The sequence below is a fragment of the Butyricimonas sp. genome, assembly GCF_019423355.1.
In the GTDB taxonomy this organism is placed as follows: Bacteria; Bacteroidota; Bacteroidia; order Bacteroidales; family Marinifilaceae; genus Butyricimonas; species Butyricimonas faecihominis.
In genome coordinates this window covers 140,017-159,288 of record NZ_JAHZBP010000002.1, presented here as the reverse complement: position 1 = coordinate 159,288, position 19,272 = coordinate 140,017, and the positions used below count along the sequence as shown (strand labels likewise).

At 45.5% G+C, this 19,272-nt stretch carries 17 protein-coding genes; 13 read left to right on the top strand and 4 right to left on the bottom strand.

The window, feature by feature from the left end:
• The first annotated feature begins 1 nt into the window (after position 1).
• The 8 genes from QVC79_RS03305 to nth all read left to right on the top strand — a co-directional run bounded on the left by QVC79_RS03305 (position 2) and on the right by nth (position 6,468).
• Positions 2-217, top strand: a complete 216-nt coding sequence (locus tag QVC79_RS03305; RefSeq protein WP_027202647.1) for a heavy-metal-associated domain-containing protein — start codon at positions 2-4, stop codon at positions 215-217.
• Between the two features lie 3 nt (positions 218-220).
• Positions 221-982, top strand: coding sequence for a YaaA family protein (locus tag QVC79_RS03300; protein ID WP_270593797.1), 762 nt, complete (start codon positions 221-223; stop codon positions 980-982).
• 133 nt (positions 983-1,115) lie between these two features.
• A complete protein-coding gene (locus QVC79_RS03295) occupies positions 1,116-1,865 on the top strand; it encodes a CDGSH iron-sulfur domain-containing protein (protein ID WP_124316559.1) in 750 nt (249 codons plus the stop codon).
• 154 nt (positions 1,866-2,019) lie between these two features.
• Complete coding sequence (locus QVC79_RS03290) at positions 2,020-2,751, top strand: DUF1295 domain-containing protein (RefSeq protein ID WP_124316561.1); 732 nt, start codon at positions 2,020-2,022, stop codon at positions 2,749-2,751.
• A 10-nt stretch (positions 2,752-2,761) separates the two neighbouring features.
• Positions 2,762-3,988 (top strand): NADH:flavin oxidoreductase, encoded by a 1,227-nt coding sequence (locus QVC79_RS03285; RefSeq protein WP_270593799.1) that lies wholly within the window; start codon positions 2,762-2,764, stop codon positions 3,986-3,988.
• A 10-nt stretch (positions 3,989-3,998) separates the two neighbouring features.
• Entirely contained in the window at positions 3,999-4,817 is an 819-nt protein-coding gene (locus tag QVC79_RS03280) for an SDR family NAD(P)-dependent oxidoreductase (RefSeq protein WP_270593800.1), read from the top strand.
• 81 nt (positions 4,818-4,898) lie between these two features.
• Positions 4,899-5,765, top strand: coding sequence for an SDR family oxidoreductase (locus tag QVC79_RS03275; RefSeq protein ID WP_270593801.1), 867 nt, complete (start codon positions 4,899-4,901; stop codon positions 5,763-5,765).
• Positions 5,766-5,826: 61 nt separating this feature from the next.
• The gene (gene nth, locus QVC79_RS03270; protein WP_270593802.1) at positions 5,827-6,468 is read left to right on the top strand and encodes an endonuclease III; all 642 of its coding nucleotides are present in this window, start codon (positions 5,827-5,829) and stop codon (positions 6,466-6,468) included.
• A gap of 188 nt (positions 6,469-6,656) precedes the next feature.
• Here nth and QVC79_RS03265 read toward each other — a convergent pair whose 3' ends face one another.
• Positions 6,657-8,762, bottom strand: a complete 2,106-nt coding sequence (locus QVC79_RS03265) for a M3 family metallopeptidase (protein WP_270593803.1) — start codon at positions 8,760-8,762, stop codon at positions 6,657-6,659.
• A 100-nt stretch (positions 8,763-8,862) separates the two neighbouring features.
• Here QVC79_RS03265 and QVC79_RS03260 point away from each other — a divergent pair, with 100 nt between their 5' ends.
• The 5 genes from QVC79_RS03260 to uvrA all read left to right on the top strand — a co-directional run bounded on the left by QVC79_RS03260 (position 8,863) and on the right by uvrA (position 14,543).
• Positions 8,863-10,137, top strand: a complete 1,275-nt coding sequence (locus QVC79_RS03260) for an FMN-binding protein (protein ID WP_270593804.1) — start codon at positions 8,863-8,865, stop codon at positions 10,135-10,137.
• Positions 10,138-10,235: 98 nt separating this feature from the next.
• Entirely contained in the window at positions 10,236-10,478 is a 243-nt protein-coding gene (rpmB, locus tag QVC79_RS03255) for a 50S ribosomal protein L28 (protein ID WP_027202637.1), read from the top strand.
• Between the two features lie 11 nt (positions 10,479-10,489).
• Positions 10,490-10,678 carry a 50S ribosomal protein L33 gene (gene rpmG / locus QVC79_RS03250; RefSeq protein WP_027202636.1) on the top strand — a complete coding sequence of 63 codons (189 nt, stop codon included), beginning with the start codon at positions 10,490-10,492 and terminating at the stop codon, positions 10,676-10,678.
• 7 nt (positions 10,679-10,685) lie between these two features.
• Complete coding sequence (locus QVC79_RS03245; RefSeq protein ID WP_072025905.1) at positions 10,686-10,838, top strand: DUF4295 domain-containing protein; 153 nt, start codon at positions 10,686-10,688, stop codon at positions 10,836-10,838.
• Between the two features lie 849 nt (positions 10,839-11,687).
• The gene (gene uvrA, locus QVC79_RS03240; RefSeq protein WP_270593805.1) at positions 11,688-14,543 is read left to right on the top strand and encodes an excinuclease ABC subunit UvrA; all 2,856 of its coding nucleotides are present in this window, start codon (positions 11,688-11,690) and stop codon (positions 14,541-14,543) included.
• A gap of 60 nt (positions 14,544-14,603) precedes the next feature.
• On the opposite strand, the gene lepB is transcribed toward uvrA, so the two are convergent.
• The 3 genes from lepB to QVC79_RS03225 all read right to left on the bottom strand — a co-directional run bounded on the left by lepB (position 14,604) and on the right by QVC79_RS03225 (position 19,229).
• On the bottom strand, positions 14,604-15,458 hold the full coding sequence (gene lepB / locus QVC79_RS03235) for a signal peptidase I (RefSeq protein WP_270593806.1): 855 nt from the start codon (positions 15,456-15,458) through the stop codon (positions 14,604-14,606).
• A 142-nt stretch (positions 15,459-15,600) separates the two neighbouring features.
• A complete protein-coding gene (locus QVC79_RS03230; RefSeq protein ID WP_270593807.1) occupies positions 15,601-17,364 on the bottom strand; it encodes an O-antigen ligase family protein in 1,764 nt (587 codons plus the stop codon).
• Between the two features lie 293 nt (positions 17,365-17,657).
• Positions 17,658-19,229 carry an OstA-like protein gene (locus QVC79_RS03225; protein WP_124316849.1) on the bottom strand — a complete coding sequence of 524 codons (1,572 nt, stop codon included), beginning with the start codon at positions 19,227-19,229 and terminating at the stop codon, positions 17,658-17,660.
• Between the last annotated feature and the right edge of the window lie 43 nt (positions 19,230-19,272).

Sequence of the window (19,272 nt, the reverse complement as noted above, 5' to 3'; positions counted from 1 at the left end):
CATGGAAAAAAAGTTCAGATTTAAGACAACGTTGAAATGCAGTGGCTGCGTATCGAAAGTCACTCCGTTTTTGAATAGTTTGAGAGACGTGACGGAATGGAGCGTGGATTTGCAACATCCGGACAAGGTGCTGACGGTTATGTTGAAGACCGGAGACACGCACTCGGTGAAGAAGGCGTTCGAGAACGCGGGGTATAAAGTTGAAGAGTTCAGATAAACGATGTTAGTTATTTTATCACCGGCCAAGACCATGGATATGTCCGTGGTGGAACAGGAACTTCCGGGTACCACACCGGAGTACACGGCAGAGGCGGAATATCTGGCGGAGCAAATGCGCCGCTTTTCCGAATCCCAGTTAGAAAAGATGTTAAAGATCAGTCCTAAGCTGGCGGCGGAGAATTACGAACGTTATCAGAGGTTCGGATCGCTTTCGAATCCTCGAAAACAGGCATTGTTGGCTTATAACGGAAGTGTATTCAAAGCTATTGATCCGAATTCTTTTTCTTTAGAGGACTTGAAGTATGCTCAAGATCGTGTCCGGATTATCTCAACGCTTTATGGTTTGGTGCGTCCGTTGGATTTGATCCAAGCCTACCGGATTGCGTTTGCTGTGAAGTTGGATGGGGAGAACCTGTACGATTATTGGGTTCCGAAGTTGACGACTCCATTATTGGAAGATGTGCGTAAGGTTGGAGGGATTATGGTGAATCTGGCCAGTATGGATATTCAGGGAGCGTTGAAAATGGAGGAGTTGAGGAAACAGGTGAGAGTGATTACACCGGAATTTCAGGAATGGCGGGATGGTAAATACGAAACAGTTCGTACTTATGCCAAGATTGCACGGGGGACGATGACGAGATATATCGTGATGAACCGTGTCGAGGATCCCGAAGAGTTGAAGGCTTTCAACGAGGACGGGTACACGTTTAATGCAGATCTCTCGGACGAGGAACGTTATTTCTTTACCCGCATAAAGAAGTAAAACGGAAAGAGTTGCAGGTACATATTTCATGTTGCCTCCCAGTCTGCAACTTTTTCTAAAATATTTGGTCCGGAAAGAAACAAAAAAGGTCTTTCGCGGGTATATCTATCGTAATAATTAATCTGATAGAGTTATGAAAGAACGAGAGATAGAACCGGGAACACCTGAAATCAATAAACAGTATTCCATTGTAGTCGATAGAAAAGGACCTTACCTAGTGTATGGTCATCCGCTTTTAAAACAACAGTTTATCGTGCAGAATGTAGAGGGAAGTTCGTGGTCGTACCGGGATGGGGTTGAGTACGATATGAATGATAACCCCACGGCTTTATGTCGTTGCGGGACTTCTGCCAATAAGCCGTATTGCGATGGGGCTCACTTGAACACGAATTGGGATCCCACGCTGACAGCCGATAATATTCCTTTATTGAAAGATGCCGATGTGGTTGACGGGCCTACGCTTGAACTGACGGATAATGAGAAATATTGTGCTTTTGCCCGTTTTTGTGATGCTTACGGGAAGGTTTGGAATCTCGTGGAGGAGTCCGATGATCCGGAGGCTAGGGAGTTGACGATCCGGGAGGCTAATTATTGCCCGGCGGGTCGTTTGAAGGCTTGGGATAAGGATAAAGGGGAATTTATTGAAAATAAACTGGAACCATCGCTGGTGCTGTTGGAAGACCCGCAGGAGCGTTGCAGTGGTCCTTTGTTCGTACGGGGCGGGATTCCGATTGACGATACGGAGGGCGTGAGGTACGAACTTCGTAACCGGGTTACACTATGCCGTTGCGGGGCGTCATCGAACAAACCTTTCTGTGACGGAACACACGTGAGTATTCGTTTCCGGGACGGGTTACCGGGGCCACATGGCGGGGTAAAGTGAAAACTGAAAGATAAAAGAATGGAGAGTGGTTGGATTGGCGTTTGAGTTTTTCTATCGTTCTTAACATTTATTGTTTATTGGCATGATATTTGTTGGTTACTTGTGTAATCAATAAAATTGTAGGATGGATGTGTTTCATATTTTTCTGGCCGTGATGACCGGAATTGCAGTTATTGTTTTTGTAGCCCTGTACTTTGTGAAAGCGGGTTATGGTATGTTTTTCGATGCCAAGTGGGGGCGACCAATAGATAACCGGATCGGCTGGGTTTTGATGGAGGCTCCTGTTTTTATAGCGATGGCACTTTTCTGGTATTTCTCGGATAGGGGATATGAGTTGGTGCCGTTGATTTTCTTTATTTTTTTCGAGATACATTATTTTCAGCGTGCGTTTATTTTCCCGTTATTACTGAAAGGTAAGGGGAGAATGCCGATGGGAATCATGTTGATGGGGATCACGTTTAATGTGTTGAATGCGTGTATGCAGGGAGGGTGGATTTTCTATTTTGCCCCGTCGGATCTTTATACCCCGGAGTGGTTGATGTCCCCGCAGTTTATTATCGGGACGATATTGTTCTTTGCCGGGATGTTCACGAATATACAATCGGACCATATTATTCGTCATTTGCGGCGTCCCGGTGACACGGGGCATTATTTGCCCAAGGGCGGGATGTTCCGTTACGTGACTTCTGCAAATTATTTGGGCGAGATTGTAGAATGGATCGGTTTTGCCATTCTCACGTGGTCACTTTCCGGGGCGGTTTTTGCCATTTGGACGTTCGCTAATTTAGTGCCGAGAGCTAATACAATTTATCACAAATATTTAGGGATGTTCGGGGACGAGGTGAAGAAACGTCGTCTGAAACGGGTGATTCCTTTTATATATTAAGAAGAATAATATGACACGAGAATCCAAGTTATTCACGCCATTAACGATCGGACCGCTGACCTTACGTAACCGAACGATTCGGGCCGCAGCATTCGAGGGTATGTGTCCGGGGAATGCTCCTTCGGAAATGTTACATGATTATCATCTTTCGGTGGCCCGGGGTGGTATCGGGATGACGACAATCGCTTATGCGGCTGTTGTTCGTAGCGGTTTATCGTTTCCCCATCAATTGTGGTTGAGGCCGGAGATCCTTCCTGCGTTACGACAGCTTACGGACGATATACATGCCACGGGTGCGGCTGCATCCATACAAATCGGGCATTGCGGGAATATGTCGCACAAGGGGATTTGTGGCTGCACGCCCATTTCCGCTTCAAGTGGTTTTAATATCTACTCGCCGACGTTGGTGCGGGGTATGAAGAAAGAGGAGATCGTGGAGATGGCAAAGGCGTTTGGACAGGCAGTGAATATGGCTAGAGAGGCGGGATTTGATGCCGTGGAGGTTCATGCCGGACACGGGTATCTGATTAGCCAATTCCTTTCCCCTTACACGAATCACCGGAAGGACGAGTTCGGGGGATCGCTGGAGAACCGGATGCGGTTTATGCGTATGGTGATGGCGGAAGTGATGGCGGCGGCGGGGGATGACATGGCCGTGCTGGTGAAGATGAATACCCGGGATGGATTCCGGGGTGGGATGGAGGTGCCGGAATGTATCGAAGTGGCCAAGGCTCTGGAAGAGGCAGGGGCTCATGCCTTGATTCTGAGTGGTGGTTTTGTCAGCCGGGCCCCGATGTACGTGATGAGGGGGGCTATGCCTATCCGTAGTCTGACGTATTATATGCAACAATTCTGGTTACCGATAGGCGTTCGGATTGCCGGGCATATGATGATTCCGACGGTACCGTTTAAAGAAGCTTATTTTTTCGAAGATGCATTGAAATTCCGGGAAGCGGTGAAGTTACCTCTCGTGTACGTGGGAGGATTGGTTTCCCGGGAAAAGATAGATATGGTGTTGGATGCCGGATTTGACGGGGTGTCGATGGCTCGTGCCTTGTTGAATGAACCGGATTTCGTGAACCGGATGGAGAGGGAGGAGAATGCCCGGAATGCTTGCGAACACGCGAATTATTGTATTGCCCGTATGTATTCTAGGGAGATGGCCTGTCATAAGCATATTCCGGATTTACCCAAGAAGTTATTGAAGGAGTTGGAATTGGCTTCCAAGAAAAATTGAAATCGGATTTATGGAAGTAATTGATCAGCCTAGTGTTCATCCGGTGGCCATCGTCACGGGAGCCAGTTCGGGAATCGGCTTGGAGTATGCCCGGGAATTGTGTTCCCGGGGGTATGATGTTGTGATGGTCAGTAACGAGAAAGAGCGTCTTACACAGCACGCTGAAGAGTTTGCACAAACATATGAGGTGCAGACGTGGCTGCTTTGCATGGATTTGTCACAACCCGATGCGGCGGAACTTTTGCATGGTTTCTGCGTGGCGATGAGATTACAGGTGGAGGTGCTGGTGAATAATGCTGGAATGTTCCGGTTCGAGCATATCGTGAATCTTTCGGTGGGAGTTGTGCAGACCATGTTGATGTTACACATGAACACGGTGGTTTTGCTTTGTCGTTATTTCGGGGAGGATATGAGAAAACGGGGAAAAGGGCATATCCTCAATATGTCTTCGATGTCGGCTTGGTTTCCATATCCGGGAATTTCGTTATACGCTTCCACGAAGTGTTTTTTGAAGAGTTTTTCCCGGGCTTTTCGTTTGGAGATGCTTGATTACGGGGTGAACGTTACCACGGTTTGTCCGGGGGCGATTGCTACCGATTTATATAATTTACCTCTTCATTTGCAGCGGTTGGCCGTGCGAATCGGTGTGATGATGAAACCTGCCACGCTTGCTCGCCGGGCAATCAACGGTATGTTCTGTCACCGAGCCCAAATGATTCCCGGGGTGATTAATTATTTCTTTATCGGTTTCTTATTCTTTTTGCCTTACGGGGTGGTGAGGTGGATGATAAGGAAAGTGAAAAGAGCAATTGAAAATGAAAAAAATTGAGTGATTGTCAATTTAATGATTAAGTGATTCTATAATCATCTAATCGAAAATCACAGAATCATATAATTCGTAGGATCTAAAATGAACAAGGGTTTGTTTATCATCACCGGGGCTAATGGGGGCATGGGAAAGGCGATCACGAGAGCGATTGCCGGTATGGGAGTTCCCGTGGTTATGGCTTGTCGGAATGTTGAACGGGCGGCAGGAGTGAGGGATGAGATTGTGCGAGAGACGGGAAACGGTCGGGTGGAGTTGCATCAGTTGGATTTGGCGTCGGTTGCTTCCATCCGTTCTTTTGTTGACGGGTTGAACGGACGGGAGGTGAGCGTGTTGGTGAATAATGCGGGAATCATGTGTAGAGATTTCACGACAACCGAGGACGGGTTGGAGACGACCGTGGGGGTGAATTACGTGGGGACTTGGTTGTTGACGAATTGGTTACTTCCAAATATGGGGAGAACCGGGAAGGCCCGGATTATTAACACGTCGTCGGTTACTTGTAAGATGGGAGAGGTTGGAGATCGTTTCTTTAAATTGGATCCGGAGCATTACCGTCGCTTTAAGGCTTATCCCAATTCGAAATTGGCGATACTGATGTTTACGACGGAACTGGCAAGGCGGGTACAGGGGCGTGCGATTACCGTGAATGCGGTTGATCCGGGCGTGGTGAACACGGGGATGATCACCATGCACAAATGGTATGACCCTTTGGCGGATATATTTTTCCGTCCGTTTATTAAATCTCCGGAACGAGGGGCGATGACGGCTATACTTTTGGCAACTTCCGATCAGTATGTGAATATATCGGGAGGCTTTTTTAGGAATAAACATCAGGTGGGACTACCGGAAGTGGCTCTTGATGTTGAGGCTTGTCAGAATTTGTGGCTTCAGACGGAGCAATTCGTGGCCGGACTGGTCGGCTCAAGATTAAAAAAGGGAGAAAATTAGGGTGAAATAGAAGTTTTTAATTTTCAGCTTTCTTATCTTTGTAGGCAAAGAAATTAATATTATGCGATTAGAGGAAAGATACGATAAGGTGTTGGCATGGTTTCGGGAACGTATGCCGGTAGCTGACACGGAGTTACAATATAATGATCCCTTCCAGTTGCTGGTAGCGGTGATTTTATCGGCTCAATGTACCGACAAACGGGTGAATATGGTGACTCCCGCTTTGTTCGAGCAATTTCCGGATGCGGAGTCTATGTCCAAAGCGAGCGTGGAGGAGATTTTCGAGTTGATCAAATCTATCTCTTACCCGAATAATAAATCCAAGCATTTGTCAGCGATGGCGAAAAAGTTGATAGAAGATTTCAATGGAATTGTCCCGGATGATTTCGAGTTATTGCAGACGTTGCCCGGGGTGGGACGGAAAACGGCCAATGTCATGGAAGCGGTGGCTTTCAAGCGTCCGGCCATGCCTGTCGACACGCACGTTTTCCGGGTAGCCGATCGTATCGGGCTGGTAACGGGTGCCAAGACCCCGTTAGAGACGGAGAAACAACTCGTGGCGCATATTCCTGCCGAGTGGCTGTCCACGGCTCACCATTGGTTGATATTGCACGGAAGATATGTTTGCGTGGCAAGAAAACCGAAGTGTGAAGAGTGTGGGATTGCCGAGTGGTGCAGATATCATCAAAAAAAGCTGTCTTGACGAGAGACAGCTTTTTCACTATTTACTACTAACCCTAAAATTGGAACTACTTTGAGCATCCGTTTTTTTGCAATAAACCCATTTTTATTACTTAGTGTGAATTTATTTATTAGATGCAGGATTCTTGAAAAGGTTGCGTGAAAAAATAAAAAAATTAGAGGATTGTGATTCACAATCCTCTAATTTTTTTATTTTAATCCTTTACGCTTTAATAGCGGATCAATAGAAGGTTCTTGTCCTCTGAATTTCTGGTAAAGGGTCATGGCATCTTCGGAGCCACCTTTGGAAAGAATGTTCTCCCGGAATGCTTTTGCTTTTTCGGGATTGAAGATGTTTCCGGTTTCTTTAAATGCTTCGAAAGCATCAGCATCCAGTACTTCTGCCCACGTGTAAGCGTAATATCCGGAAGAATAGCCTCCGGCAAATATGTGCTGGAAGTAGGGACTGCGATAGCGTACCGTGATTTCCGGGATAAGTCCGATTTTTTCTAACGTGGCTTTTTCGAATTCATTCGGGTTAGCGGGATCGGTCGTGTTACGCGTGTGGTAAGCCATATCCAGTAAAGCGGCTGCCATGAATTCGGTCGTGACGAATCCTTGGTTGAAATGTCCGCTATTCTCTAGTTTGTCGATAAGCTCTTGCGGGATCGGTTCTCCCGTTTTGTAATGACGGGCATAAACTTTTAGTACTTCGGGATCAGCGGCCCAGTTCTCCATGATTTGGGAGGGAAGTTCCACGAAATCCCTAGGAACAGAAGTTCCTGATACCTTATTATATGTACATTGTGACAATAAACCGTGAAGGGCATGACCGAATTCATGGAAAAGAGTTTGTGCCTCGTCAAAGCTCAATAATGCCGGAACATCCCCTGTGGGTTTCGTGAAGTTGCACACGTTCGTGATGATCGGGGTTACTTTTTTACCCAATGCAGATTGCTTGCGATAAGCGTTCATCCATGCTCCCGAACGTTTGCTTTCTCTCGGGTGGAAGTCCATGTATAGAATCCCGATGTGATCTCCGTTCGCTTCTTTCACCTCGAATGCCAAAGCGTCCGGATGGGGTACGGGGAGGTCGGTACGTTGCGTGAACGTGATTCCGTATAATTTATTGGCTGTGTAGAAGGCTCCCTCTCTGACGTTTTCCAGTGGGAAGTATTGACGAAGTTCGTTCTCGTCCAGTCCGTATTTGGCTTTCTTTACTTTTTCAGCATAATAGCGCCAATCCCAAGGCTGCAATTTGAAGTTTTTACCCTCCTTGCGAATCATGTCTTGAAGTTCTTTGGCTTCTTTTTTAGCGATCGGTAGAGCGGCATTCCAGATTTGGTTACACAGGTCGTACACGTTCTCCGGAGTTTTGGCCATGTTGTTGTCGAGAATGAATGCCGCATGGGTATCATAACCGAGTAACTGGGCTTTTTGTACTCGCAGGGAAGTGATTTTGGATATGATTTCTTTGTTATCGTACTCGTTGTCGTTGTTGCAACGGTTGATATAAGCCTTGTAGATTTTTTCTCTTAAATCCCGGTTGTCTGCATATTGCAGGAACGGAATCATGCTTGGATTGTGGAGGGTAAACACCCATTTTCCCTCCAATCCGGCATTCTTGGCAGCGGTAGCAGCTGTGGCAATCACGTTTTCGGGAAGACCGGATAAATCTTTCTCGTTATCAATGACCAGTTTGAAACTATTGGTTTCATTCAGCAAGTTTTCGCCGAATTGCAGGCTAAGCATGGATAACTCGCTGTTCAATTTCTTGAACGTTTCCTTGTCTGCGGGAGAGAGGTTGGCTCCACCCCGAACGAAACCTTGATAATATTTATCGAGTACGGTTAATTGTTCCGGGGTCAGATTTTCTTTCTCCTTATTATTATATACCGTTTTGATTCTCTCGAAAAGTTTGTCATTTAAATTGATCGCATCCCAGTGTGCGGTGAGTTTCGGGGTGATCTCTTTGGCAATGGCCTTGATCGAATCGTTCGTGTTCGCACCTTGTTGATTACCGAACACGGAGGCTACTTTGTTCAGTAATTCGCCGGAAGTTTCGAGTGCGTCGATCGTGTTTTTAAATGTCGGAGCCTCCGGATTGTTGATGATTGCGTCGATTTCCGCTTGATGTTGTTTCATTCCTTCCTCGTAAGCAGGGAGATAATGTTGATTTTTAATCAAGTGGAAAGGGGGAACCTCATGAGGGGTTTCATACGTGTTGAAAAATGGATTTTCATTCTTCACTTGCCCTGATTGGCAGGATTGCAGCGCTAGTCCTACGCAACAAACTAAGTAAGTGACTTTTTTCATTTTGAATTTTATTATTTGGTTTTAGAATGTGACAAATATAATTAAGTCGGGCAGAATATACAAATAAATGATTTTCTCCTTATTTTTGTGTCCTTCAAAAATGGATAAGATTGATATGAATATACAAGAAAATGTTGCAACTTTTATCACGAAGTTACCTAAGGTAATTTTGTTGTGTGTTATCATTTACCTGATTTCGTTGAATTTCAAGACGACCAACGAGGCCCCGAAGTATCAAGAGGTGAAAGCAGAAGTTTCGAATGTTGTTCCGCTGGATGCGGTGAAGAAATATTTTCCGACCTGTACGAGTGTTGAGAAAGTGAACGAGGTTCACTATGTTGTGAAGGCTGGCGGGGAAGAGGTCGGTAAATTACTTGTTACGACACCGATCGCGGACGATCTGATCGGTTATGCCGGGAATGTGCCTTTGTTTTTGGCTGTTTCCGAGGAAGATGTGATTTTAGGACTTACCTTGTTAGATAATAGCGAGTCGCCCGGGTTTTTGAGACGTTTGGAGAAAAAGAACCTGTTTTCGGCGTGGAATGGCAAGACGCTGGAGGAGGCCGAGCAACTGAACGTGGAGGCCGTGAGTGGGGCCACGATGTCGAGTGATGCCATCCGGGGGAGCGTGAAAAGAGCGCTGGAGTTTTACCTAGAACGTGACGGGGGTGGTTTTGACGTGGATTGGATGAAATTGTTACAGCACGCTTTGGGGGGAATCGTGGTTTTGTTGGCGTTAGCCAGTATGTTCTGGGGAAGTCGGATGAAACGTTGGCGTTACGTGTTGCAGGTTTCTTCCGTGTTGATTCTTGGTTTCTGGTCCGGGTACTTTGTTTCATTAGAGTTGTTATTTAACTGGTTGTTGAACGGGGTACCTTGGGGGGCTCGTATTTTGTTGCCCGTGATTGCCGTGTTGGCTTTGGCTTGTCCTTTATTCTTGAATAAGGCTTATTATTGTGCGTATTTATGTCCTTTTGGGGCAGCGCAGGAGTTGGTAGGGAAAGTTCGTAAGAAAAAAATAGCCCCAAAGGGAGTGTGGAAGAATGTATTTAAATATACTCGCGTGATCTATTTTATGGTGATTCTCGCTCTGTTATTGTGGGGAATCCCGTTGGAATTGGCATCGTTGGAACCCTTCCCGGCATTTTTATTGACCGCTGCAACGGGGTGGGTCATCGCTTTGGCTGTCATATTTTTACTCTTATCCGTATTTTTTGCCCGTCCTTGGTGTAACTATTTTTGTCCTACCGGGGCGTTGCTGGATATTTTGAGAAAGGCCGATACAAAGGCGGGTTCGGAGAGAAGAAAAAAAGTGATCCGGGAATTTATTGCCTTGGCAATATTCCTCGTGATATTATATTTTATATTGAGGTAAAAAAAACTTGAAACTTTTTTACCGAAACATTTGATTGTTTGAATAAAAAGTGCGTAATTTGCATCCTGTTTGGAAAGCGTTTATAAAAATATTGAGAGATGTCAAGAATTTGTCAAATAACTGGAAAGAAAGCGATGGTTGGTAACCATGTTTCTCACTCCAAAAGAAGAGTGAAGAGAACATTCGAGATCAACCTGTTTAAGAGGAATTTTTATTGGCCAGAAGAAGATAGATGGATCCGTTTGAATGTATCTGCAGCCGGATTGCGCCTGATCAACAAGAAAGGTATTAGTGCTTGTTTGAAAGAAGCTACTGCCAATGGTTTAATTAAGAACGTATAAAGTAAGAAGAGATGGCAAAGAAGAGCAAAGGAAACAGAATACAGGTGATTTTGGAGTGTACGGAACACAAAGAATCCGGAATGCCGGGTACGTCTCGTTATATCACTACCAAAAACAGAAAGAACACCCCCGAGAGAATGGAGTTGCGTAAATACAACCCGATTCTGAGAAGAGTAACTTTACACAGAGAAATAAAATAATTAAGCTATGGCAAAGAAAGTTGTTGCAACACTTAAAACAGCAGATGGTAGGGGATTTGCAAAAATCATCAAAATGGTGAAATCTCCGAAAACCGGTGCCTATACTTTTAAGGAACAAATGGTTCCTAACGATCAGGTGAAAGAAGCCGTGAAAAAGTAAGATTTAAAAATCTTCATATAAGAAAGAGCGTCGTGAGGCGCTCTTTTTTTTGTTCTTCGGAAACTACGCCCTCTAACTCCCCCTTGCACAGGGGGAGGACACGCTACATTGAAATATTGTGATGTTTGGTAATCAGCTCTCCCCCTGTGTAAGGGGGAGCTGGAGGGGGTAGTTTCTTTTTATATTTCCTCCAAATTTCATCAGAATAAAAAAAATCATGATTTTTTTACTCGAAAGTGTAACCTATCCCAACAATTCCCGTTATACTCTATGTATTCACAATCAAGGAATGCTTCTTGATGGTTGAAAACTGAAGAGTTAGTTTGAATAATTGAAAAATAAAATTTCTCGATTTTTTTCGAGAAAAAACGAAACCTTTCTTTAGCGGTAACGTTAAAGAAGTAGAATAGATGATGAACTTATGATTTATTTTTAGCTGTTATTAGATTGAATCATCTAGCATAAAGAGAGGGGATAGCTTTGACTGGGGTTTAAGCTGATTTTCTGATAGAGTTCTTAAAAGTACTGGAATATATCCTACGGGACACCACGCACACACACCACACACACAGACGCACGCACACACATACATACAACATCTTTTCGTCAGTCCCAATGTATTCCATTTAAGACGCTACAGGAAATCCCTCCTTTTTTTTATTTTTGATTTCCGATTTTAAATTCCTACCACACATTACTCCATGAATTTTAGATTTACTGATTTTAGATTTTTACGGTATCAAGTTTATACTTTTTATTCGCAAATTGTAAATCATAAATCATAAATTTTTCTTCCATTCGAAATAGTTTCCCTATCTTTGTAAGTTGATTTTTAAGGAATAGGAATTCATGGAGTACAGAGAAGAAGAAGATAACAATATAGCCATATTTGGTGCCAGAGAGCATAATCTGAAAAATATAGACCTGACGATTCCACGGGATAAGTTGACGGTGATTACCGGGTTAAGCGGGAGTGGAAAATCATCCTTGGCTTTTGACACGATATATGCCGAGGGGCAGCGTCGGTATCTGGAAACTTTTTCCGCATATGCCCGTCGTTTTCTGGGAGGTATGGAACGTCCGGATGTGGATAAAATTACGGGGTTAAGTCCTGTGATTTCAATTGAACAGAAAACCACGAATAAAAATCCACGTTCTACGGTAGGAACGACCACCGAGATCTATGACTTTTTGCGTTTGCTTTATGCCCGTGCGGGTGTTGCTTACTCATACGCCACGGGTAGTAAGATGGTAAAGTACACGGATGAACAGATATTGGAATTGTTGCAGCGTGATTTTGCTGGGCGGCGTGTATTGTTGTTGGCTCCCGTGGTAAAAGGACGTAAAGGACACTACCGGGAGTTATTCGAGAATTTACGGAAGAATGGTTTTATTTCGGCACGGGTAGATGGAGAGTTGCGGGAGATAACGATCGGAATGAGTGTTGATCGTTATAAGATGCACGATATCGAAATCGTGGTGGATAAGATTGTCATGGATCAGGCTGATCTGAAACGCTTGAAAAATTCCGTGGGTACTGCCATGAAACACGGTAAGGGCGTGATGATGGTAAAAGATTACGAATCTGACGAGATTAAATATTATAGCCGCCATTTGATGTGTCCGGATACTGGGCTTTCCTATAAAGATCCGGCCCCGCATACCTTTTCTTTCAATTCTCCTCACGGGGCTTGTAAGAAATGTAAGGGATTGGGATTTGTCAACGAGGTGGCGATGGAAAAGATAATCCCGGATAATTCATTATCCATTCATGCTGGGGGAATCTTGCCCTTGGGAAAATATAAAGCATCTCTTATTTTCTACCAGATCGAAACGATTCTGAGAAAACATGGTGCCGATATAAAACAACCGATCCGGGATTTACCCGAAGAGGCTTTGACGGATATATTGTACGGTTATCCGGGACAATTCCGTTTGGAGAATGCGGAGATCGGGGTATCATCCAATTTCCTCACGACGTACGAGGGAATATTGAAGTATGTCACCATGCAGGAGGAAAATTCGACTTCCAAGAAAGCGAATAAATGGGCGGAACAGTTTATTTCCGTAACAACCTGTGACGTGTGTAACGGTCAACGGTTGAACCAAGAGGCTCTGCATTTCTATATTAACGGGAAGAATATTTCCGAATTAGCGAATATGGAGTTATCTGATTTGTACGAGTGGATCGGTAACGTGGAGGAACATCTGGAGGATAAACAGAAACAGATTGCTGGGGAGATTTTGAAAGAGATCCGAACTCGCTTGAAGTTTATGCTTGATGTTGGCTTGGAGTATCTGTCCTTGAATCGTCAATCCATGACGTTATCGGGGGGGGAGTCTCAGCGTATTCGTTTGGCGACTCAGATCGGTTCACAGTTGGTAAACGTGCTTTATATATTGGATGAACCGAGTATTGGGTTGCACCAGAAGGATAACCGGAAGTTGATTCATTCTTTACAGGAATTGCGGGATAACGGTAACTCGGTGATCGTGGTGGAACATGATAAGGAGATGATGGAGAATGCCGATTATATCGTGGACTTGGGACCTAAGGCGGGAAGAAAAGGAGGGGAGATCACGGCTATCGGGGGGTATTCCGATATTCTGGAAAGTGATAGTCTGACAGCACAATACCTGAAAGGGGAGAAGGTAATCGCTATCCCGGCGGAACGTCGAGTGGGGAATGGAAAGAAGATTTCCCTGAAAGGATGTACCGGAAATAATCTTAAAAATGTGAGTGTCGATTTTCCTCTGGGGAAATTGATTTGCGTGACCGGGGTGAGTGGAAGTGGAAAATCTTCTTTGGTTAATGGAACTTTGCATCCGATATTGAGTGCTTATTTTTATAATGCTTTGGCTGCACCGTTACCTTATAAATCGATAGAAGGGATGACTGAAATCGATAAGGTCGTGGTGGTGGATCAAAGCCCGTTAGGTAAAAGCCCCCGTTCCAATCCGGCTACTTACACGGGATTGTTTACCGATATTCGGAAGATATTTGAAAAGTTACCGGAATCACAGATCCGGGGCTACACGGCCGGACGTTTTTCCTTTAACGTGAGCGGAGGACGTTGTGAGGTTTGTAAAGGTGCGGGAGTGAAGACCATCGAGATGAATTTCCTTCCGGATGTTTACGTGCATTGTGAAGCTTGTGATGGTAAACGTTACAACAAAGAGACCTTGGAGGTTCGCTATAAAGGAAAGTCCATCGGTGACGTGTTGAACCTAACGATCAATCAGGCGGTAGAGTTCTTTGAGAATCTGCCTCACCTGCAATCCAAATTGAAGATGTTACAGGATGTCGGGTTGGGGTATATCAAGATCGGACAACCTTGTACTACGTTAAGCGGGGGAGAATCCCAGCGCATTAAATTGGCTACCGAACTTTCGAAGAAAGACACCGGGAGTACGCTATATATACTGGATGAGCCTACAACCGGACTTCATTTCGAGGATATAAATATATTGTTGGGAGTGCTACAAAAGCTGGTTGATAAAGGGAATACCGTGATTGTCATCGAGCATAACCTAGACGTGATTAAAGTGGCCGATTATCTTATCGATATGGGACCCGGCGGTGGTAAAATGGGGGGAACTGTCGTTTGCACCGGAACTCCGGAAGAAGTTGCGCTTAACAAAAAATCCGTGACGGCTCCTTTCTTGCGGGAGGAGTTGGGGATGAAGAAGAAAGGTAAAAACTAAATCCAATAAGTTTATAATATCAAGAAACTAGTTGAAGAATTAATTTTTTTAGCTAGTTTTTTATTTTATTTTCTTGAAAAAGCGTTGCCATACGTATTTTTTCGTGTGTGGGTCTTTTGACGTGAGGACGAACGAGGCTTTGCCCACGATAAAGTCTTCGGGGATGGGACCGATATATCGGGAATCCCTAGAGTTGAAGACTTGGTCGCCGGCCACGAAGTACCAGTTTTTTTGGAACGTATATTCCCGGATCAAGGAATCCCGGATGTAGAGCTGGCGATCTTGCGAGTGTACGGGTGCTTGGGTTTCGTAAGCGATCAGGTGGCGGTATAGCGAAAAGTTTAACGTGTCAATGGTGATAGTGGCTCCTGCGGCGGGAAGGTACAGGGGACCGAAGTCTTGGATGTTCCAGCGATGCCAGTAATCGAAGGGGAAAGCGTTGTAAATTCCCGGGGCATACTCCCTGCGGTAATGGTGTAGGCGTTGTTGTTCCTCCATGTTTCCATAGCCGGTTTTACCGTTGATATGATTGATTCCGGCGATGATTGATAACGTGTCTCCGGGCAGGGCGATACAGCGTTTCACGTAAAATGTTCCTAAATCCATATCCCAGCGACCGTTCGTGTGCGTGGGAAAGTTGAAAACGATCACGTCATTGCGTTTCAGTGAAGAGAACCCCGGTACCCGCACGGTTTCCGGGTGTGCGCCGTCCAAGAAATCGAAGTTTTTGTAAAAGCGGGCTCCCATGTACATTTTGTTCACCACGATAAAATCTCCCGGTTCGATCGTCGGGTACATCGAGTCGGAAGGGATGCTGTAAAAGTCCACGATAAAAAAGCGCAACAGGGCGGCAATCACGATGGCCAGCAGGACGGCTCCCACGTACTGGAATATGGATTTAATTACTTTCTTCATTTTTTTCTTGAGATAAAAATACGTTCTAAATAGTAATAAAACAAGGGAATGATGAATAAACTGACGAAGGTTCCGACCGTCATTCCGGCAATAAGTGTGATCGACGTGGGCATTACTAATTTGTAATAAATAAAATGGGGCTCTATTGAGTATCTATAATTAGTTTCTGCATATCCCGTTTCATCTCCTCGGCGGCGGAAGAGGGGACTTTGGGGGCTTTTTCGAGTAGCAGGCGGGCGGTGGCGATGGCCTTGTCGGTTTGGCCGCTTTCGTGGTACATCTTGGCGAGTAGGTAAAGTGGGTAGAGGCGGTTGGGGACCATGTGGGAGGCTTTCAAGAAAGCGGATTCAGCTTGGGGATATTGTTTCATGGTTTGGTAGTTTTTGCCCATGATGTTACGGATCATGGGATCGGCAGACAGGCGGGTAGCCTCTTCAAGGATGAGGTTACTGGTTGCGGGTTGTCCCGTGCGGGAGAGGCATTGCCCGTATTCAAAGAGAAAGGCGGGTTGATCCTTCAGAAGAGGGTAGAGTTTCTTGTAATTATCTACGGTGCGTTCGAATATCTGCATGTTAAAATAGATTTGTTCGGATTTCCAGCGTTTGTAGGCTTGTTCCCGTTCCTGTTGCCCGGTGGCGAGGAAATAGACCGGGAGAAGCAGGAACAGGTAGAAGATACCGGAGAGCCAACGGGAACCCCATTGCATCGAGGTACATTGTGCCAAGAGCAGCGTGAAGAGGACGAAAAGGGGCAACACGCTGAACGGGTAGGAAAAGCAGGCAAAAACGAGGAACGCGGCTAACGAACCGGTCACGCCTGCCGCGACTTTATTGTCAGGATGCCGGGCGGTTTTGAAGGCCCAAAAAATGATTGTCAGGAAAAGTAATAAACCGATGATTCCGGTTTCTGTCGTGATTTGCACGAATTCGTTGAAGGCTGTCTCGGGGGCATCGGCCACGAGTTCTTCTCCCGCGGGACGCTCCGTGGCAGAGAAATAGGCGGCTTGGGCTTCCCCGTAGGCCCCGGCAAAATGCCCGAACCCGACGCCTGTTGCCGGATGGGAGGCTACAAGGGTGGACGAGACTTTCCAGATGAGTCTGCGTCCATCGGCAGATTCTTTTTTTAACTGGTATATCCCGATGAGAGTCCCGGTGACGAGGAGGAATATACAGATCGTTGCGATGAAGGAGGCGAGCCGATGTTTTTGAAATAAAAACTTCAATCGGTTATAGAGGTGAAAGTAGTTACCTAATACAATTCCGCATCCCGCGATGGCGGCTAACCAAGCCCCGCGGCTTAACGTGGCGGGCAGGACGAGCAGGAGAAGTACGAGAATCACTCCCGACAGGATGCGGGCTATCCGGCAGGCGGTAAGCGTGTAGTATAAAGCTAACGGTAGTATGGCAACTAGAAATCCGGAATAGGGGCCGGGGTTGAAGAATGATCCGGTCAGTTCGAAACGGCTGTGTTGGGAGGGGGTAAAACCGTATAGTTGGGCGAGTCCCCAGATGGCTTCTATTGCCCCGGTGAGCAGGAGAGCCGCGTGCGTGAAACCGAGCGGGACGAATGTTGTCAGCCGTCGGAATATGAAATACGTGACGATGATCAAGATGAAGAGGCTCGTTCGGGTGGGAGCGATTGTCCCCGCGAAGTAGTCGTTACTGAGGGTATAGCCCGCGTAAAGGAGAACCAGCAGGTCAGTTATCGAAAAGCGGAAAGGACGCATCCATGCGAGTGGTATGCAGGCAATTCCTGCCACGATAATAACTTTGTAGAACCAAAAAATCTTGGCTATCCGGTTCCCTAAACTCTCGTCGAGGGCAAAAGCTGTGGACAACAAGAGTATGGTCAGCGTGAAGACCACGATGCCCGATAAGTAGAGGTTAAGATTTTTCCGGTGCTGCATATCGTTTTATTTTTCACAAATGTAAAAAATATACTATGAACAGCGTTAGGGAATTCTGATAAGATTATGAGAATTTTAAATGCTTTAAATAATCTTCAAAGTTATCACATTTGATCGTATTACCTTCTTTTGCATCAATCATTGCTTGCTGGGTATAAAGATTGATGCTCTTCTTGTGCTTTGTGTTGATAGATTGAAGGTGCTTATGCTGTGATGATTGTTTCTTGGCTTTGGAATTATATGATCTTGATTTGTTTGTCATCATAATGCATCCTTTGTTTGATTTGATTACATTATTCTTTTTCTTCCTCTTCTTTCTCGACAGGGTCGGGTTCTTTGGTTTCTTTGAAGATGTCGAATTTGTTCAATGGTTGCATGTATTTCAACCAGCGGAAGTCTTTCAGACGGGCTTCTTCGGGATCGGCCAAGAACAAGGGATTGAGTTCCCCGTCGGGCTTGTTGATGAAGACGATGTCCGTGACTTTCCGTTTGTCGATCATGATACGGATGTTGGAGCTATTGGCGGTGTTAACACCAATGATGTTTCCTTTATCATCGGGGAAGTAGATGGTTTCCCCGTTACCGTTCACATACACCATGTAGAGTTCGTTATCCCGGAAATAGCCGGTCATATTTCGCCCTTTGATCTGGTCATACATCTCGGTTTCCTCCCTTCGAGAGACCATGAAGGCCTTAGTATTCAGGTAGAATTCCTTAATAGTTCCGTTTCCCGTGAGCAAGGAAATCTTTTCGGCGGTCATTTGGTTGCCACTGGCCCATGCCACTGGCTCATTGTAGAGGGTGATGGTGGAGTCGACAGAAAGGTAGACCATCGAATCACACAATCCTTGCAAGTCCTGACTAAAGAACTTGACTTTATAGTAAGCCCGTAAAATCTGGTTCTTGGCAGAGTCCTGATCCATGAACAGGGTATCCCCGTGTACGAAAAGAGAGTCTTGTTTTCCGACCATGATTAACAGGGCACTGTCGGTGACGAATGCCTTGTTTTGTTCCCGGTCCATTTGCGCGTATTCACCTTTCACGATCACGTTGTTCACGGTGTCCACAAGCGTGACGTTCCAGTAGAGATAAGCCATTCCGGTTATACTATCGATGACCATGGTATCGGCCACCCCCTCGTAACTCTGGTGCGTGACCCGGTTGTTCTTGTACAGTTCTGCGTGTCCCAAGTTGGAGTCATACCATCCATCCTCGGAGTAGAGGGTGTTATTTTCGTCCTCCTTCCCGTATATGTTCGTGGGTCCCAGAATGGAAACCAGCTTGGTTTCCGTGTTATATTTCAAGGTATCCGAAAAGATCAGGTATTCGGGAGAATTCACTTTCACGCTGTCTTTGAAGAGAGCTATCTTCGTTTGGGTAAAATAGTTTCCTTTTTTACTATCCAACGTGTTCTGGCTATCTTTCAGTTGTCCCCAGTTGAAGTAATACCCGATGTCAAATAGTCCGTCATAATCCAAAAAATCGGTGGTCAGGATCATCTGGGGATCTTCCAGCGTGACGTTCCGGCGGACTTGAATCAGTTTTTTGTTGGCATCGTAGTACATGTAGTCACCGGACATACGGATGCTATCGTTTTTGATCACCCGCACGTGGCCGAATGCTTCAAGATAGTTGGAGTCCGGTAGTTCATATTGGTAGAGACTATCGCACCACATGAGTGTGTTTTCATGCGTCATGTGTACGTTCCCGATAAACCTAGACGGTTTGCCCAGCGTTCCCACCAGTAAACTATCGGCATTAACGATCTTGACTTTAGCTTTTTTATTTCCCTGTGCTACAACTGTCTGCAAGGGGAGTAGTCCCCATACAATACATAATATCCCAACCCATAAACCTGCTCTCATCGCGGAAAAATCATCAATCTTTAATTGTAAATCTTAACTTGTC